This is a genomic window from Streptomyces sp. T028 (assembly GCF_048159505.1).
Classification (GTDB): domain Bacteria; phylum Actinomycetota; class Actinomycetes; order Streptomycetales; family Streptomycetaceae; genus Streptomyces.
The window spans coordinates 25,948-43,386 of the sequence record NZ_JBLRVZ010000043.1 but is presented as its reverse complement, the minus strand read 5'-3'; the positions used below and the strand labels follow the sequence as shown (position 1 = coordinate 43,386).

Below are 17,439 nucleotides of genomic sequence, written 5' to 3'. Positions count from 1 at the left end.
CGGCTCGGCCCCCGTCGGTACGTGCCTTTCCGTACGTCGCCTTCCGCACCTCCGGCTTCGTACGTCCATCCGCATCCGCCGCTGTCGAGGGAGACACGCGATGACCAGTGAGACCGCGCCCTTTCCGTTCCCGCCGCTGCCGCCCGAGGAGGCCCTGGAGGCCTTCCGCAAGGTGCGCGCGGACCGGCCGATGACCAAGGTGACCATGCCGTACGGCGGTGACGTGTGGGTGATCCACCGGCACGCCGCCGCCAAGCGGATGCTGGAGGACCGCCGCTTCGTCCGCCAGCCCTTCCGTGAGCGCGAGGTGCCGTACTTCGTCCAGTTCCCGCCGTTCCTGCTGGGCACCTTCCAGTGGGCCGACCCGCCGGAGCACACCCGCCTGCGCCGTCTGGTCGCCCGTGCGTTCACCGCTCGCCGTGTGGAGCAACTCCGCCTGCGCGCGCAGGAGATGGCCGACACCCTGCTCGACCGCATGACCGCAGGCGGACGCCAGGAGGGCGACTTCGCCCAGGAGTTCGCCATCCCGTTCCCCATCCGGGTGCTGTGCGAGCTGATCGGCGTCCCGGAGGAGGACCGGGACAGGTTCATCGGCTGGTCCCACGCCCTGCTCGCGGTCTCCGGGATGACGGAGGAGCAGACCATGCAGAACAGCATCGAGCTGTACGGCTACCTCGCCGAACTCATCGCGCGGCGGCGTGCCGAGCCCCGGGAGGACCTGCTCAGCATGCTGGCCGCGGCCGAGCAGAAGGACGACTCGCTCAGCGACGACGAGATCCTGCCCATCGCGATGCTGGTCCTGGTCGGAGGCTTCGACAACACCGCCAACTTCATCACGCTCGGTGTCACCACGATGCTGCACAACCCCGACCACCTGAAGCTGCTGCTGACGGACATCGACACCATCACCCCCACCCTGGTCGAGGAGACCCTCCGCCACGGAGGATTCGTGCAGGGACAGCCCGTCGGCGGCGGCGGGGGCCTGCCCCCGCACCTGGCGAGCGAGGACGTGGAGATCGACGGTCAGCTGATCCGCAAGGGCGAGTGCGTGCTCGTGGACATCACGGCGGCCAACCACGACGAGAACGCCTTCGACGTCCCGGACGCCTTCGACATCACCCGCAAGCCGAACCCGCATCTGACACTCAGCCACGGCCTGCACCACTGCCTGGGGGCTCCGCTGGCCCGGATGGAGATGCAGGTGGCCCTGGCCACCGTCTTCCGCCGGCTGCCGGGCCTGCGGCTGACGGGTGAGGCCGTCGAGGTCACCGAGACCCTGACCGGCGGGGTCAGCAGCCTCCCCGTGGCCTGGTGAGCGGGCTGCCCCCGCAGCCCCCGGCGCGACGCGTGGCGGTCGTCGGCGCCGGGCCCGCCGGGCTCTACGCGGCCGAGGAGCTGATCCGCCAGAACCGTCACGACGTACGCGTCGACGTACTGGACCGGCTGCCGACGCCGTACGGCCTGGTGCGCTACGGCGTCGCCCCCGACCATCCCCGGATCAAGTCGATCATCGGCTCGCTCCGCAAGGTGCTGGACGACCCGAGGGTCGTCTTCCACGGCGGGGTCGAAGTGGGGACGGACCTCACACGGCGTGATCTGCTCGAACGCTACGACGCGGTGGTCTACGCGGTCGGGGCCGCCGGCGACCGCCGCCTGGGGGTCCCCGGCGAGGACCTTCCCGGGAGCTGCTCCGCGAGCGCGTTCGTGTCCTGGTACAGCGGTCACCCGGACGCGCGTCCGCCGCTGTCGCTCGACACGGAGCGGGTGGCCGTGATCGGCGCCGGAAACGTGGCGCTCGACGTGGCGCGCGTCCTCACCCGGCCGGTCGCGGACCTGGAGCGCACGGACATGCCGGAGGCGGTGCTCGCCGCACTGCGCGACAGCGCGGTGCGCGAGGTGGTGGTGCTCGCCAGGCGCGGACCGCGGCACGCCCGTTTCACGCCCAAGGAACTGCGGGAGCTGGGCGAGGTGGACGGGGTGGATGTCATCGTCGACCCACGCCAGCTCACCGGATCGGAGAACACGGACGCGGACCGGACCGCCCAGGCCACCCTCCGCGCTCTGGCCGACCTCGCGGCCCGCCCACCGCTCGGCGCACCGCGCCGCATCGAACTGCGCTTCTTCACCCGCCCGCGCCGGGTGCTGGGTGGGCACCGGGTGACGGGACTGCTGACGGAACGTACCCACGGCGGACCCGACGGCATGTCGGAGGGCACCGCCGAACTCTCCGCCCTGCCCGTCGGCGCCGTGCTCCGCGCGATCGGCTACCGGAGGCTCCCGCTGGACACGGTGCCCTTCGACGCCGCCCGCGGTGTCGTGCCCAACGACCGCGGACGCGTGCTCGACACGGAGGGAACGCCGTGCCCGGGGGAGTACGTCACCGGCTGGCTCAAACGCGGGCCGAGCGGTGTGATCGGCACCAACAAACTCGACTCCGCGCAGACGGTGGCCCTGCTCCTCGATGACCTGGACCGGCTGCCGGTACGTCAACTCCCGGACCTGACCGGCCTGTTGATAGGCCGGGGAATCCGCCCGGTCGGCCTGTCCGGCTGGGCCCGCATCGACTCCGCCGAGCAGGACCTCGGCGCGACGCGCGGCCGGGACCGCACGAAGATCGCCGACTGGCCGACGCTGCTGCGGCTCGGCCGCACAGACCGCCCCGTACCAGTGGAACCAGAGGAACTGCCATGGCCTTCCTGATCGGCGACGCCTGCGTCGACGTCAAGGACCGCACCTGTACGTCCGTCTGCCCCGTCGACTGTATCTACGAGGGCGACCGCAAGCTGTACATCAACCCGGCCGAGTGCATCGACTGCGGTGCCTGCGAGCCGCTCTGTCCGGTGGAGGCCATCTACATCGAGGACGACGTACCCGACGCACTGCGCTGGGCGGTCGCGGACAACGAGGCCTTCTTCACCCAGCCGCTGCCGGGACGGGCCGCCCCCCTCGGACCGGCACCCGGCGGCGCGCGTGACCTGGGCCCGATCGGGGCGGACACTCCGTACGTCGCGACGCTGCCGGGCGGGCGGCGCAGGCCGTCGTCATGACCGGTGGGCGCCGGGCCCTCCGTCCGGACCGCTGCCTTCCCGTGCCGGGGCATCGCGTCGTGGACCGTCGGGCCTTCGGCCGGATCACCCGGGCCGACCGGTACGCCGTCGCGCCCGCAGTCCATTCCGAAGGAACTCGCACACCGGCACCCGAACCATGTGAACGATGATCAGGGCCGACGGCGCGAGGTCGCGCTCGCCCCTGCGTGACGCCCGAGCGGCCAGGCCTCCTGCCCGTGCGCTCCCGCCGAGCGACGGGCTCTGCGTCCCGATGTGTGCTGCGGGTCCACTGAGTGGAACTACTCGTGGCCCGTCGCGTCGGACCGTGATTAGTGTCGGCCGCGTGGAGCTGGACGTTCCCACCCCGGGGGCGGTTCCCGACACAGTGAGGAAGTGGCACGGATGGCAGAGCGAGCCCACGGAGGGACGGCAGTGAACAGGGCCGCCGCGGTGGCCGCGGCGGCCTCACGGCTGTCCCGCGCGGGGACGGAGCGCAGCCCGTGCGCTCCCGTCCGTGACCTGCTCGGAACGACGGACATCGCGGCTGCGTACGAGGTACAGCAGCGGCTGGCGCAGCGGAAGCTGGACCTCGGCGCGCGCGTGGTCGGCCGCAAGATCGGGCTCACCTCCGCGGCCGTGCAGCGGCAGGTGGGCGTGGACCGGCCGGACTTCGGGATCCTGTTCGACGACATGAACATGTCGGACCGGGCCGCGGCCGTGCCCAGTGCGCGGCTCCTGCAGCCCCGGGTCGAGGCCGAGATCGCTTTCGTCCTCGGCGAGGACCTGGACGAGGCGGACCTGGACCTGAAGCGGGTGCGCGGCGCCGTCGACCATGCCCGGGCCGCCCTGGAGATCGTGGACAGCCGGATCGCCGGCTGGGACATCACGATCACGGACACCGTCGCCGACAACGCCTCCTCCGGCCTGTTCGTCCTGGGCCCCGAGCAGGTGACCCTCGACGGCTTCGAGCCCCGCGAGGTCACCATGACGATGACCCTTGACGGAAGCGAGGCGTCGACGGGCAACGGAGCCGCGTGTCTCGGGGACCCGCTGGAAGCCCTGCTCTGGCTCGCGCGCACGGCCCGCGAGTTCGGGGAGCCGCTGCGCGCCGGGCAGGTCGTGCTCTCGGGGGCGCTCGGCCCCCTGGTGCCGGTCGGTCCCGGAGCCGTCGTGCATGCCGAGATCTCCGGACTCGGCTCCGTATCCGCCACGTTCACCGGCACGAAGTGAGGTCGAGGTGAAGAAGACCAAGGTCGCCGTCATCGGGTCGGGCAACATCGGCACCGATCTGATGATCAAAGTGATGCGGCTGTCGGACACCCTGGAGATGGCCGCCCTGGTGGGCATCGACCCGGAGTCGGACGGCCTGGCCCGCGCCGCCCGGCTCAAGGTGCCCACGACCGCCGAGGGGGTGGAGGGACTGATCGCGCTGGAGGGGTTCGAGGACATCGCCATCGTCTTCGACGCCACCTCGGCCAAGGCCCACGTGGAGAACGCGAAGCGGCTCGCCCCGTACGGCAAGATCCTGGTGGACCTCACCCCGGCCGCCGTCGGACCCTACGTCGTCCCGCCGGTCAACCTGGACGAGCACGTCGAGAAGTCAGCGACGAACCTCAACATGGTGACCTGCGGCGGCCAGGCCACCATCCCGATCGTGCACGCGGTCAGCCGGGTCACCCCGGTCGCCTACGCCGAGATCGTCGCGTCGATCGCGTCCCGCTCGGCCGGACCCGGCACCCGCGCCAACATCGACGAGTTCACGGAGACCACCTCCGCGGCCATCACCTCCGTCGGCGGCGCGCTGCGCGGCAAGGCCGTCATCGTGCTCAACCCAGCCGAACCGCCCCTCATCATGCGGGACACCGTCTACTGCCTGACCGGCGACGTGGACGAGCGGGCGGTCGTCGACTCGGTCACCGAGATGGTCGCGGCCGTCGCCGAGTACGTGCCGGGGTACCGGCTCAAGCAGGACGTCCAGTTCACCCCCGTACCGCCGGACGAGCCGGTGCACACCCTGCTGCCGCCAGGAGCACCCGAGGTGACCACCAAGGTCACCGTCTTCCTGGAGGTCGAGGGCGCCGCCCACTACCTGCCCGCGTACGCCGGCAATCTCGACATCATGACCTCCGCCGCTCTCCGCGTCGCCGAGCGCTTCGCCGAGCGCGTCCTGACCGAGGTGACCTCCCGATGACCGACACCGCCCCGCCCCGCCTCTACATCCAGGACGTCACCCTGCGGGACGGCATGCACGCCGTCCGGCACCGCATCGACCCCGCCGACGTCGCCCGTATCGTGCGCGCCCTCGACGCCGCCGGCGTGGACGCCGTCGAAGTGGCCCACGGCGACGGCCTGGCCGGCGGCAGCCTCAACTACGGACCCGGCAGCCACAGCGACTGGGAGTGGATCGAGGCGGCCGCGGACGCGCTCGACCGCGCGGTCCTCACCACCCTGCTGCTGCCCGGCATCGGCACCATCGCCGAGCTCAAGCGGGCCTACGCGCTCGGCGTGCGCTCGGTGCGCATCGCCACCCACTGCACGGAGGCCGACGTGTCGGCCCAGCACATCGCCACGGCCCGCGAACTGGGCATGGACGTCTCCGGCTTCCTGATGATGGCCCACATGGCACCGCCGGCCGAACTGGCCCGCCAGGCGGCCCTGATGGAGTCCTACGGTGCCCACTGCGTGTACGTCACCGACTCGGGCGGGCGCCTCACCATGAAGGGCGTCCGCGACCGCGTCCGCGCCTACCGCGACGTACTGGACGAGCGGACCCAGATCGGCATCCACGCGCACGAGAACCTCTCCTTGTCCGTCGCCAACTCGGTGATCGCGGTGGAGGAGGGGGCGATCCGCGTCGACGCCTCACTGGCCGGACAGGGCGCGGGAGCGGGCAACTGCCCCATCGAGGCCTTCGTCGCCGTCGCGAACCTGCACGGCTGGAAGCACGACTGCGACCTGTTCGCCCTCCAGGACGCCGCCGACGACATCGTACGGCCGCTGCAGGACCGTCCCGTCAGGGTGGACCGGGAGACGCTCACCCTCGGGTACGCGGGCGCCTACTCCAGCTTCCTGCGCCACGCCGAGGCCGCCGCCGCGCGCTACGGCCTGGACGCCCGGGACATCCTCGTGGAGGTCGGGCGGAGGGGGCTGGTCGGCGGCCAGGAGGACATGATCGTCGACATCGCACTCGACCTCGGCGGGGCGCGGCACGGAGGGTGAGACCGGCGGTCCGCCGGACGGGGGGCGGGAGAGGCGGTGCGGGGTGCCCCTCCCGCCCCGCGCCGTTCGTTTACGCTCACCAAGTTCCCGGTGACCGGGACCGTTTCAGCGGTCGGGCCGACCGTCGGCGTCGCAACGGCTCGGCCGCGTCGGTGCGTTGTCCTCGGCCGGGGAGGCGCACGACGGATCCGCGCCCGAGCCGGTGCGAGCGGGTTCGACCGCCGCGGATCGAGTGAGGGTCGTGCCCTCGTGGACAGACGCACACCGGCCGGTCGGGCCGCTCGCCGAAGCGCTCGCCTGCTCGGCCGACGCGAGGGCCGGAGGATCAGGGTTCGCCGTACTCAGTCACGTGCCAGGCCGGGCAGATGGTTGTCCGACTGCTGCCGCCAGGGGCAGGTTCGGGTCCAGCTGCGGGGCGCCGTCGATCACCGCGTCGAGGGGATGGCGCATCCGGCCACGGCTCAGGAACACCCGCTTCGCCAGGGCTCCGACCGTCGCCCGGAACAGGGCCGGCTTCAGGCGGGGGTATCCGGTCACCGGGTAACGGATCCGGCTACCGCCCCTGTTCCGCTGCCCGGCTCAGGGGCGGCCGAGACCAGGCCGACCGCCGTGGGACGGCCCGTCGGAATCGAGGGCGCGCGCCGCCGGGCCCGCCGTGACTCCGTGGCGAGCCGGATTCCCGCAGAATACTGTCCGTCGGACATCTTCCAACCCGGCCGGGCCACTGCTAGCGTCAAAATTAGATTTCGTTCTAGTTTCGGCGAGAGGTGCTGGCATGAACTCAGCGCTGAGCAGCACTGCCGGGTCCACCCTTGAGCGGGAGGCACTGCCCCCGTCCATGGTCGAGCGGATCACCCTGATCATGGATCTCTTCGACCGTCCGTACGCCCATCTGAGCCTGGAGGACGTCACCGGCCGCACCGGACTGCCGCGCTCCACCTCACACCGGATCCTCGACCAACTCGTGGGCGTGGGCTGGCTGGAGCACATGACGACGGGTTACCGGCTCGGTCCCAGGGCCCTCGGTCTCGGCGGCCGGGACACCGGCCACAGTGCGTTGCGCGCCGCCGCGGCTCCCGCGCTCCACCAACTCGCCGTCCGTACCGGGATGGTGGTGCACCTCGCGGTCCTGGAGGACACCGAGATCTACTACCTGGACAAGGTCGGTGGCCGAACCGCCGTCGACGTGCCGTCCCGGGTCGGCGGACGTGCGCCGGCCCATTGCACGGCGCTCGGCAAGGCCATGCTCGCCTGGCTGACACCGGACCAGATCGAGTACGAGTACGCCAGGGGCGTTCCGGCCCGCACACCCAGCAGCATCACCAGCCGGGACCGGCTGCACCAGGAACTCAGCCGCGTCCGCGACCGGCACGGTCTCGCCTACGAGCGGGGCGAGTGTTTCGGCGGCGTCGGCTGTGTGGGGGTCGCCCTGCGGGGCGCCTCTGGGCTCCTCGGCGCGCTTTCCGTGGTCGGCGAGGCCGATGCGCCGCTCGAACGGTTCGCACCGCTCGCGCTCGCCGCCGCCCGCGGCATCGTGGACGAACTCGCCCGCCTGCCCCGGCTGCCGTCCGCGGTCCTGCCGGCCCGTCGCACCCGGACCGGGCCGCAGTCCGCCCTCCGTGCCTCGGACGGGCGGTCCGTCACCACCACGGGGTAGCGCTCCGGCCCCGAGCGCGTGTTTCGACGGCCCGCTCTCCCGTCGCCGGACCGGGACCGTGCTTGGCTCCGACTCCGTATCCAGGACGGGGTGGCCCGCCACCACGGTGGGGCAAGCGGCCCTGGCGTGGTCCGGCCACCGTGCGAACCGGTTCGCGGGCCTCGACCCACACCTCCACGATGGGGTGGCGCCCCGGCCCGGGCGCGGGGTCTCGCCGGCCGGTGCTCCTGCCGCCGTATCGGGAGGACCGGCGTCCGCCCCTCTGTCGGTCCGCAGTGGGGCAACGGCCCCGGCGCGGTCCCGCTGGCCGGGATGTGTGTGCCATGGCTCACCGGGTGCCTGGTTAGCGTCCATACCGACAGCGATCCCGACGCCGGAGGTGGCGAGGACCATGACCGAGGTGACGAACCGGGCACCCGGCTACGCCGAGACCTTGCGTGAACTACCCACGGACGAAGGGGTGTTGCGTTACCACGAGGTCGGGGACGGGCCGCCCCTGCTGTTGCTGCACGGCTCCGGCCCCGGGGTGACCGGCTGGCGCAACTACCAGGGCAACCTGGCCGCGTTCGCCGGGCACTTCCGCTGCCTGGTCCTGGAGTTCCCGGGATTCGGGGTGAGCGATCCGACCGACGAGCACCCGATGGTGGCCGCGCCGAAGGCCGTGTCGCGCTTCCTCGACGGACTTGGCCTGGACCGGGTCGACGTGGTGGGTAACTCCATGGGCGGGATCGTCGCGGTGAACCTGGCTATCGCCAGGCCCGGCCTGTTCCGGCGCATCGTGACCGTCGGCGGCATCGGCCGCAGCCTGTTCAGCCCCGCCCCCGGCGAGGGCATCAACCTGCTGGTGGACTTCACCGAGAACCCGACCCGGGAAGCCCTGGTGCGCTGGATGCACTCAATGGTGTACGACCCGGCCGTCGTCACCGACGCGATGGTGGAGGAGCGCTGGACGCAGGCCACCGACCCGGACACCCTCGCGGCCGCCCGGCGGATGTACGGGCGCAAGGCGATCGCGGCGGGCTTCGCCGCGGCGGAGGCGAGTGACCGGCCGCCGTACTGGGCCATGCTGCACAAGGTCACCGCCCCCACACTGGTCACCTGGGGTCGCGACGACCGGGTCAGCCCGCTGGACATGGCCCTGCTGCCCATGCGCACCATGCCGAGCGCGGAGCTGCACGTCCTTCCCCGGTGCGGTCACTGGGTGATGATCGAGCAGAAGGCCGCCTGGGAGAGCGCTGTACTCGCCTTCCTCACCAGGCCCGGCGACGAGACCTGAGACCACCGTCCACATCCGGACCCCGGGCGGCGGCCTCTATCCTGGAACGGCCGAGGGCCTGAGGCCGGGGATACCGACAGACAGGGAGACCCGTGCCACGAGTCGCCGAGGTACGCAAGACCGCGGCAGCGCCCTCGTCCGAGCGCCAGAACGAGCGCTGGGACCGCATGCTGGCCGCCGCGGCCGAACTCGGCGCCGGGACGGCGTACGAGCAGGTGCAGATGCAGGAGATCGCCCGCGTCGCCGATGTGGCTGTCGGCACGTTGTACCGGTACTTCCCGTCCAAGGCGCGGCTTTTCACCGCGGTGTTCAACGCCCGGGTGGCGCGCTTCGTCGCGGAGGAATGGCCGACCGGGGACGGGGACGGAGCCGAGAAGGTGGGTGAGCGGCTCGCGGCCCTCACCCGCCGCCTCGTCGAACAGCCGCTGCTGTGCGGGTCGATGGTCCGGGCGACCACCGTCGACTACTGCGACCCGGCGGAGCCGCACGCGCCCATGGCCGAGGCCCACATCTACCGGGCGACCCTGCGCACGCTCTGCGTGGAGGACCCCGGCCCCGAGCTGGTCACGGCTGTCCGCATGCTGGTGTACAGCTGGTGGGGCGTCCTCGTGTCCTGCCTCAGCGGACGGACGACCCCGGACGAGGCACGACAGCAGATCGAGCTGGCGGCGCGGCGACTGCTGGCAGGCGAGGAACCGGCGGAGGAGACGCCGGCGCGGTGAACGCCCGCCGGCGCCCCGCCGACCCCGCTCAGTCCGCCACCACCACCGCCTGCCGCGCCCGCCCGGCCGCGTGTTCGACCGCCAGATGCGCGAACACCATGGCGGGGCCGATCGTGGCCCCCGCGCCCGCGTAGTCGTTGCCCATCACCGAGGCGGACACGTTCCCCGAGGCGTACAGCCCCTCCACCGCGCCGCCGTCCGCGCGCAGCACCCGCCCCGCCGGGTCGGTGACCAGACCGCCCTTCGTGCCGAGGTCACCGGCCTCGATCCGGACGGCGTAGTAGGGCCCGGCGTCGATGGTGTCGAGCACCGGGTTGGGCAGGGTCGGATCGCCGTAGTAGTGGTCGTATGCGCTGTCGCCCCGGCCGAAGTCGCGGTCCTTGCCCTCCCGGGCGAAGGTGTTGAAACGCTCCACGGTCTGCCGCAGCGCGTCCGCGGGCACCCCGATCGCCTCGGCCAGCGCGGTCAGGCTCGTGGCCTTCGTGGCCAGACCGGTGCGGTACCACTCCGGCGGGAAGTCCCTGCCGGGCAGCACACCCGCGAACTGGTAGCGGCGGCGGGCCTTCGCGTCGAAGATCTCGTACGCCGGGATGTGGCCGCCGTCGAGCTGGGCGTGCACGAAGTTCACGTACGGCGCCGACTCGTTGGCGAACCGGCGCCCCTCGGAGTTCACGATGACCATCGGTGGGATGCAGCGCTCCGAGACCAGCGGGAAGACGCCACCCTCCGGCAGGGCCACGCCCGGCATCCACCACGCGTCGTCCATCAGGTCGGTGGCGGCGCCCACCTGTTCGCCGAGACGATGGCCGTCGCCGGTGTTGCCGGGGGCGCCCATGCTGTGGTCGGGGCGGCCCGCCTCCGGCAGGTGTGCCTTGCGCATCTCCATGTCGTGGTCGAAGCCGCCGGTGGCCAGCAGCACGCCGTGCCGGGCGCGCACGCGCACCTCGCCGCCCTCCCGCCCGACCACGGCACCGGTCACCCGTCCGTCCTCCACGACGAGACGCGTCACCGGCGCCCGCAGCCACAGCGGGATGCCGAGGTCCTTCATGGTCAGGCGCAGCCGGGCGATCAGGGCCGCGCCGAGCGTCTTCATCCGGCGGCGGCGGAACAGGTTGGACACCACGCGCCAGCCGGCCACCGGGAGCATCCGCCAGGACCGCCAGTCGCGCTGGACCATCATCAGCACCCGTGCCTCGTACCCCGTGAGCCACAGGCCCATGGGGGCGGGTACGTCCAGGCCCTTCAGATGCCGTTCGTCCTCGCCGAGCAGCCGTCCGTCGATCGGGCGGGGCTCGATGGTGCGGCCCAGCGGCCGCCCGCCCGGCTCCTCCGGGTGGTAGTCCGAATAGCCGGGGCACCAGCTGAACTCCATGTGGCGGCTGACACGGTGCAACATCTCCAGGACCTCGGGCCCGCGCTGCGCGTAGACGTCGAGCCGGTCCGCCGGGACCCGGTCGCCGACCACCGCCTGGAGGTAGCGGCGCACCTCGGCGCGCGAGTCGCCCCGGCCGGCCGCCCGCAGTGTCGGGTTGTCGGGAATCCATACGCCGCCACCGGAGAGCGCGGTCGAACCGCCGAACATGTCGGCCTTCTCCACCACGAGGGCCGTCAGCCCGGCGTCGTGCGCGGCGATGGCGCCGACCATGCCGGCCGCGCCGCTGCCGACCACGAGGAGGTCGACCTCCTCGTCCCACGCGCCGTCGTCGCGCTGTGCGGAGTCCCGGTCGACGGAGGGACGGGACTCGGGAGTCGGGGGAGTCGTGGCCATGTGGGACCTCCGTGCTGGTGTCGAACTGGTGCGGCCCGATCCTCGGAGGTGGAGCCCGCCCGGACCAGACCAGGTCCCGTTCAACGGAACCGCCCGGGAGGCGATGGCCTCCCGGGCGGTGGGTGGTGCGCGGTGGGCGGGAACCGGTGTCAGGCGCCGAAGTCCCAGCTGTGCCCCCAGTAGCTGTCCGCGGTGATCTCCTCGGCGGTGTAGGAGTCCTCGTCGACGAGCAGGCCCTCGCAGCCGATCTCCAGGTCCCAGCCGCCGGGCGTGCGCACGTAGAAGGAGACCATCTTGTCGTTGGTGTGCCGGCCCAGCGTGGACGACACGTGGTAGCCGGCCTTCAGGACCCGGTCCAGGGCCCGCCCGACCTCGTCGAGGGTCTCGCACTCGACCATGATGTGCACCAGCGCCGGCGCCTTCAGCTCCGGCGAGGGGAGCAGGGCGAGACTGTGGTGGCGGGCGTTGACCCCGAGGAAGCGCAGCCGGACCGGCCCGTACTCAGGCGGCGCGGGAAGCCGGAACGCGCCGCGCGGTAGGAAGCCCAGTGTCTCCGTGTAGAAGCGGAAGGCGCCGTCCAGATCCCCCACGGGGACCACGACATGGCCCGCACCCAGCTTGCCGGTGACGAAGCGGTTGCCGTACGGCGTGGCGAGCGGGCTGTGGTCCAGGGCCGGCCCGTGGAAGATCTCCACGGGTGTCCCGCCGGGCGCCTCGAAGGCGAAGGCCGCCTCCACCCGTCGCAGGTCGCACTCCTGCTGCGACAGCGGCTTCGCGGGGATGCCCGCGGCCTCCACGGCCACCTGGACCCGGCCCAGCGCGAGGTGGTCGCGGACCTCCCAGCCCACCGCCTCCACCCTGTCCTCGGCACCGGGCAGGACCACGATCCGGCCGCCGCGTTCGTCCGCACGCAGGTACAGCGCGTCGGTCTCCGGACCGCTGCCCTCGGCGAACCCCGCCGTCTCGAAGGCGAAGGCCCGCCACGGTGCCATGTCGGCGGTCCGGACCCGGACGTAGCCCAGCGAGCTGATGTCGCCCATGAAGTCTTCCTCTTTCCAGTCGACTTGACGTCTCTTCGTGCTGCGCCTCAGTACGAGGCGGGTGATCAGATCAGCGCGCGCAGCGCCCCCTCCGGCTCGACGCCCAGGGAGGTGAGCGCGGCGGAGTGGTAGATCGAACCGGGGGTGTGGATGGCGTGCTGGAGACCGACGTGCGCGTCGCGCCAGAAGCGCTGCATGACGTTGTGCCGACGCACCGCGTTCCCGCCGGAGCGGGCGAAGATCTCGTCGACCGCGCCGACCGCGCGCCAGGCACACCGGATCTGGTTGCGCCGTACGACCGCCCGGTCCTCGAAGGTGATCGGCTGCCCGGACTCGGCCAGGTCGTACAACCGGCTGATGCCGTCCAGGAGTTGGGTGCGGGACGCGCCGATCTCGGCGGCTGCCTCCGCGATCGCGGACAGCACGTACGGGTCGTCCTTGATCTTCGTGCCCATCGCCGTGACACGGTCGCGCTGGTAGTCGAGATGCGCGGCGAGCGCGCCCTCGGCGATGCCCACCACCGCCGCCGTGATGCCCAGCGGGAACATCGCCCAGAACGGCAGCCGGTACAGCGTCTCGGAACGGCCCGTCCGGTCCGCCGCCGTCGGTCCCTCCGCGACGTCCGCCATCTCGACGGTCCGGTAGTCGGGCACGAAGGCGCCGTCCACGACGACGTCCTTGCTGCCCGTGCCGCACAGGCCGATCACGTCCCAGGAGTCCGGCACGATCGTGTAGTCGGAACGGGGCAGGACCACGTGCAGCATCTTCACCGGCTGCTGCGGCTTGCCGTCGGGGCCCCCGACCAGCGCGCCGAGGAACACCCAGTCGCAGTGGTCGGTCCCGGAGGAGAAGTTCCAGTGGCCCCTCAGCGTGTACCCGCCGTCGACGGGTGTGGCGATGCCCTGGGCCGCGTACGGCGATGCGATCCAGGTGTCCGGGTCCTCGCCCCACACCTCCGTCTGCAGCCGGCGGTCCATCACGGCCATCTCCCACGGGTGCACACCGCCGACGCCGCACACCCAGCCGGTCGACCCGCAGTGCCGGGCCACCGCCATGACCGCCTCGGCGAAGTCCCTCGGATGAGCGGCGTAGCCGCCGAAGTCGGTCGGCTGCAACAGCCGCATCACGCCCGCCTGCCGGACGAGTTTGACGCTCTCGTCCGACAGTCGTCCCAGGTTCTCCGTCTCCTCGGCCGTCGCCGCCAGCAGCGTCGCGGCCTCCTCGACCCGGTGGACCACCTCGTGCGCCATCCCAACCTCCCGATCCTCGCCGCGAACCGGTCCCACGGGTACACCTCCCCGCGGCGCCGTCGCCCGGTCGGCCCGACGCTAGGCCCGGGCTGGAACGGTCCCCGCATGCGTCTCCCGCTGAACGGGACCGCCGTATGCGGGAGGGGGCCGCTTCCTTCCTCGCGCTGTCAGGAGGCTCGCACCACGAGCGTCGCCCGGAAGTGCCCCCGCACCCCGCATCCCGGTCAGCGGGAGCGGGCCTTTGGGGGCGCGGGCCCGGTTCGCACGATGACGATCCAAGGGTGACGCCGCACAGCCGATCGCGTGTGCGCCGCCGCCGCGCCGAGAGCCATCGCCGCGCACATCATGGAGGACCGATGACAACAGCCGAGCCGGGCGAGCAGGTCCGCGTCATCGAGGTGGGAGCGCCCCCCGTCCGATACGCGCGGGGCTGGCACTGCCTGGGCCTCGCCGACACCTTCCGGGACGGCAGGCCGCACGCGGTCCAGGCCTTCGGCACCAAGCTCGTGGTCTTCGCCGACAGCGGCGGCGAACTGCGCGTCCTCAACGGCTACTGCCCGCACATGGGCGGCGACCTGACCCAGGGCGAGGTCAAGGGCGACGAGATCGCCTGCCCCTTCCACGACTGGCGCTGGTCCGGCAACGGCCGCTGCGCGAGCATCCCGTACTCCAAACGCGTCCCGGTACGCGCCCGCACCAAGTCCTGGCCGGTCCTGGAGCAGAACAAACAGCTCTTCGTGTACCACGACCCGCAGGGCAACCCGCCGCCGCCCGAACTGGACATCCCGTGCGTCGACGGGGCCTTCTCCGACGAGTGGTCGGACTGGACCTGGAACTCGATCCTGATCGAGGGCTCCAACTGCCGTGAGATCGTGGACAACGTGGTCGACATGGCCCACTTCTTCTACGTGCACTACTCGTTCCCCGTGTACTTCAAGAACGTGTTCGAGGGCCACCTCGCCACCCAGTACATGAACTCCACCGCCCGCGACGACGTCAACCTTGGCACCACCTACTCCAAGGCGGAGGGCGAGCAGAAACGCGTCAGCCGCTCCGAGGCGACGTACTTCGGACCGTCGTACATGATCGACTGGCTGTACGGCTCCAACGGACTCATCGAGACCGAGACCGTCCTCATCAACTGCCACTACCCGGTGAGCCCGACCAGTTTCGTGCTGCAGTGGGGCTGCATCGTCAAGAAGACGCCGGGCCAGCCCGACGAGGTGGCGCAGCAGATCGCCCAGGCGACCGCGAAGGGTGTCGAGGCCGGCTTCCTCCAGGACGTCGCCATCTGGCAGAACAAGACCCGGATCGACAACCCGCTGCTGTGCGAGGAGGACGGCCCGGTCTACCAACTGAGGCGCTGGTACGAGCAGTTCTACGTCGACGTGGAGGACGTCACCCCGGAGATGACGAACCGTTTCGAGTTCGAACTCGACACCGAGCGCGCCGTGGAGTTCTGGACCGGCCAGGTCGAGGAGAACCTCAAGCGCCAGGGCGGCGTTCCGCTCCGGCCGGCATGAGCGCCGAGGTGCGGGTCCCGTCGGCGGACCCCGTGCGCACCTCCCACGTGCAGGCCCTGTCCTGCGAACGCTGCGCCACGACCGTGCTGGTGCGCAAGAGCAGCCTGGCGCAGACCTCCGTGCAGTGGCCCGACGGAGCCGCGGGCTGTGCCGAGTTCGCCGAGGTGCGCACCGGGGACGGACCGCCGCGCACCGCGGTGATCCCCACCTGCACCCGGCTGCGGGCGACGATCGAGGAGGCCGTACGGGCGGGTCGGCTGACGGTGGTCGACGGGTGACCGCTCCGATCCGCACCCTGCGCGTCACCGAGGTGACCCCGGAGACGGACGACGCGGTCTCCGTCTCCTTCGAGGCCGCGGACGGCGACGAACTCCGGCACCGGCCCGGCCAGTTCCTCACGCTGCGGGTACCGGCACCGGACGGCTGGGTGGCCCGCTGCTACTCGCTGTCCAGCGCCCCGGGCGACGCCCGCCCGACCGTCACGGTCAAACGGGTGGCCGGCGGCATCGCCTCGAACTGGATCTGCGACCGGCTCCGCCCCGGCGACACCGTCGACACCCTCGCCCCCGCCGGCCGGTTCACTCCCGCGGCGGATCAGCGCGACCTGCTGCTCTTCGCGGCGGGCAGCGGCATCACCCCGGTGATGTCGATCCTGCGGGCACGGGTTCGCGAAGGCGGTACGGCCGTGCTGGTGTACGCCAACCGCGACGAACGGTCGGTGATCTTCGCCGATCAACTGCGCCGTCTGACCGAGGCACACCCGGACCGGATCCGGGTGGTCCACTGGCTGGAGACGCTCCACGGCCTGCCCGACCCCGCCCGGCTGGCCGCGCTCTCACAGCCCTGGGCGGGCGCCGACGCGGCCCTGCTCTGCGGGCCGGCGCCCTACATGCGGGCGGCGGCCGAGGCGCTGGAGCGGATCGGGACGCCCCGGTCCAGGGTGCTCACCGAGGAGTACCGCTCCCTCGATTCCGACCCGTTCGCTGGCCTGACCGCGGTGCCCGCGACACCCGCCGCCGACGAGCCGGGCGCCGCCACCGTGACCGTCCGGCTCGACGGCGAGCGGCGGACCCTGTCGTGGCCCGCCCGGACGACGCTGCTCGACCTCCTGCGCGCCCGCGACCTCGATGCACCGTTCTCCTGCCGGGAGGGCGCGTGCAGCGCCTGCGCCTGCCGGGTCGTCGAGGGAGAGGTGAAGATGCTGCGCAACACCGTGCTGGAGGAGGAGGACCTCGCTGAGGGCTACGTCCTGGCCTGCCAGGCGGTACCCCTGTCCGACCACGTCGAGGTCGTCTACGACTGAGCCGAACCGCTCACCACTCACCGAAGGAGTTCCGATGCGCCCGAGCGTGAACGCGCGGACGTTCCGAACCGCCCTGGGCCAGTTCGCCACCGGCGTCACCGTGATCACCGGACTCGACGGCGACGAGCCGGTCGGGCTGGCCTGCCAGGCCTTCTCCTCGCTCTCCCTCGACCCGCCCCTGGTCCTGTTCTGCCCCGGGCACGGCTCGACCAGCTGGCCGCGTATCCGCGGCTCCGGCCGCTTCGGGGTCAACGTCCTCGCCGAGGACCAGCGCGCGGTGTGCGAGGCGTTCGGCAGCACGAGCGGCCCCAAGTTCGACGCGGTCGGCTCCCGGCGCACCCCCGGCGGGACCGTCGTGCTGGACGGCGTCCTGGCCTGGCTCGGCTGCGCCGTCGAGACCGTGTACGACGGCGGCGACCACGACATCGTCGTGGGCCGGGTGCTGGAACTGAGCGTGGAACGGCAGGACGGCCCGCTGCTCTTCTTCCGGGGCGGCCACGACCTGCCGGACGCGGCGCTGGCGCCCAGCGGGCTTTGAGGCGGTGGGGCCACCGCCCTCGTGCACCGTGCGTCAGCCTCGCCAGGGTCCGTCACCCCCGGCCACGCGTCGGGCCGGACGGTTCGGCGGGTCCGG

Annotated in this window: 17 protein-coding genes; 13 read left to right on the top strand and 4 right to left on the bottom strand. The window is 72.1% G+C overall.

What is annotated here, in order from left to right; translation table 11 throughout:
• The first annotated feature begins 100 nt into the window (after nucleotides 1-100).
• The 6 genes from ACLZN2_RS36530 (at nucleotide 101) to dmpG (ending at nucleotide 6,266) form a co-directional block, all read left to right on the top strand.
• Nucleotides 101-1,315 (top strand): cytochrome P450, encoded by a 1,215-nt coding sequence (locus ACLZN2_RS36530; RefSeq protein WP_416983841.1) that lies wholly within the window; start codon nucleotides 101-103, stop codon nucleotides 1,313-1,315.
• Complete coding sequence (locus tag ACLZN2_RS36525) at nucleotides 1,312-2,700, top strand: FAD-dependent oxidoreductase (RefSeq protein ID WP_416983840.1); 1,389 nt, start codon at nucleotides 1,312-1,314, stop codon at nucleotides 2,698-2,700. Before ACLZN2_RS36530 ends, ACLZN2_RS36525 begins: the two co-directional genes overlap by 4 nt.
• Nucleotides 2,688-3,047 carry a ferredoxin gene (fdxA, locus tag ACLZN2_RS36520; RefSeq protein WP_416983839.1) on the top strand — a complete coding sequence of 120 codons (360 nt, stop codon included), beginning with the start codon at nucleotides 2,688-2,690 and terminating at the stop codon, nucleotides 3,045-3,047. Before ACLZN2_RS36525 ends, fdxA begins: the two co-directional genes overlap by 13 nt.
• Nucleotides 3,048-3,479: 432 nt before the next feature.
• Entirely contained in the window at nucleotides 3,480-4,277 is a 798-nt protein-coding gene (locus ACLZN2_RS36515) for a 2-keto-4-pentenoate hydratase (RefSeq protein WP_416983837.1), read from the top strand.
• 7 nt (nucleotides 4,278-4,284) lie between these two features.
• On the top strand, nucleotides 4,285-5,238 hold the full coding sequence (locus ACLZN2_RS36510) for an acetaldehyde dehydrogenase (acetylating) (RefSeq protein ID WP_416983836.1): 954 nt from the start codon (nucleotides 4,285-4,287) through the stop codon (nucleotides 5,236-5,238).
• The gene (gene dmpG, locus ACLZN2_RS36505; RefSeq protein ID WP_416983835.1) at nucleotides 5,235-6,266 is read left to right on the top strand and encodes a 4-hydroxy-2-oxovalerate aldolase; all 1,032 of its coding nucleotides are present in this window, start codon (nucleotides 5,235-5,237) and stop codon (nucleotides 6,264-6,266) included. Before ACLZN2_RS36510 ends, dmpG begins: the two co-directional genes overlap by 4 nt.
• Nucleotides 6,267-6,611: 345 nt before the next feature.
• Here dmpG and ACLZN2_RS36500 read toward each other — a convergent pair whose 3' ends face one another.
• Nucleotides 6,612-6,803 (bottom strand): DUF1569 domain-containing protein, encoded by a 192-nt coding sequence (locus tag ACLZN2_RS36500; protein WP_416983834.1) that lies wholly within the window; start codon nucleotides 6,801-6,803, stop codon nucleotides 6,612-6,614.
• Nucleotides 6,804-7,041: 238 nt separating this feature from the next.
• On the opposite strand from ACLZN2_RS36500, the gene ACLZN2_RS36495 reads away from it, so the two are divergent.
• From ACLZN2_RS36495 to ACLZN2_RS36485, 3 genes are all read left to right on the top strand, one after another.
• A complete protein-coding gene (locus ACLZN2_RS36495) occupies nucleotides 7,042-7,923 on the top strand; it encodes an IclR family transcriptional regulator (protein ID WP_416983832.1) in 882 nt (293 codons plus the stop codon).
• Between the two features lie 391 nt (nucleotides 7,924-8,314).
• Nucleotides 8,315-9,199 (top strand): alpha/beta fold hydrolase, encoded by an 885-nt coding sequence (locus ACLZN2_RS36490; protein WP_416983831.1) that lies wholly within the window; start codon nucleotides 8,315-8,317, stop codon nucleotides 9,197-9,199.
• Between the two features lie 92 nt (nucleotides 9,200-9,291).
• A complete protein-coding gene (locus tag ACLZN2_RS36485) occupies nucleotides 9,292-9,921 on the top strand; it encodes a TetR/AcrR family transcriptional regulator (protein ID WP_416983830.1) in 630 nt (209 codons plus the stop codon).
• Between the two features lie 28 nt (nucleotides 9,922-9,949).
• Here ACLZN2_RS36485 and ACLZN2_RS36480 read toward each other — a convergent pair whose 3' ends face one another.
• From ACLZN2_RS36480 to ACLZN2_RS36470, 3 genes are all read right to left on the bottom strand, one after another.
• Nucleotides 9,950-11,689: an FAD-binding protein gene (locus tag ACLZN2_RS36480; RefSeq protein WP_416983828.1), complete on the bottom strand. Its 1,740-nt coding sequence runs from the start codon at nucleotides 11,687-11,689 to the stop codon at nucleotides 9,950-9,952.
• Between the two features lie 149 nt (nucleotides 11,690-11,838).
• Nucleotides 11,839-12,729, bottom strand: a complete 891-nt coding sequence (locus ACLZN2_RS36475; RefSeq protein WP_416983827.1) for a VOC family protein — start codon at nucleotides 12,727-12,729, stop codon at nucleotides 11,839-11,841.
• A 65-nt stretch (nucleotides 12,730-12,794) separates the two neighbouring features.
• The gene (locus ACLZN2_RS36470; protein WP_416983826.1) at nucleotides 12,795-13,979 is read right to left on the bottom strand and encodes an acyl-CoA dehydrogenase family protein; all 1,185 of its coding nucleotides are present in this window, start codon (nucleotides 13,977-13,979) and stop codon (nucleotides 12,795-12,797) included.
• 356 nt (nucleotides 13,980-14,335) lie between these two features.
• Between ACLZN2_RS36470 and ACLZN2_RS36465 the strand changes: the two genes are divergently transcribed.
• From ACLZN2_RS36465 to ACLZN2_RS36450, 4 genes are read left to right on the top strand one after another with little or no spacing between them, the layout of a single operon-like run.
• A complete protein-coding gene (locus tag ACLZN2_RS36465) occupies nucleotides 14,336-15,502 on the top strand; it encodes a Rieske 2Fe-2S domain-containing protein (protein WP_416983825.1) in 1,167 nt (388 codons plus the stop codon).
• Nucleotides 15,499-15,780 carry a ferredoxin gene (locus ACLZN2_RS36460; RefSeq protein WP_416983824.1) on the top strand — a complete coding sequence of 94 codons (282 nt, stop codon included), beginning with the start codon at nucleotides 15,499-15,501 and terminating at the stop codon, nucleotides 15,778-15,780. The genes ACLZN2_RS36465 and ACLZN2_RS36460 overlap by 4 nt, the downstream gene beginning before the upstream one ends.
• A complete protein-coding gene (locus tag ACLZN2_RS36455; RefSeq protein WP_416983823.1) occupies nucleotides 15,777-16,805 on the top strand; it encodes a 2Fe-2S iron-sulfur cluster-binding protein in 1,029 nt (342 codons plus the stop codon). Before ACLZN2_RS36460 ends, ACLZN2_RS36455 begins: the two co-directional genes overlap by 4 nt.
• Nucleotides 16,806-16,839: 34 nt before the next feature.
• The gene (locus tag ACLZN2_RS36450) at nucleotides 16,840-17,343 is read left to right on the top strand and encodes a flavin reductase family protein (RefSeq protein ID WP_416983822.1); all 504 of its coding nucleotides are present in this window, start codon (nucleotides 16,840-16,842) and stop codon (nucleotides 17,341-17,343) included.
• Nucleotides 17,344-17,439: the final 96 nt, after the last annotated feature.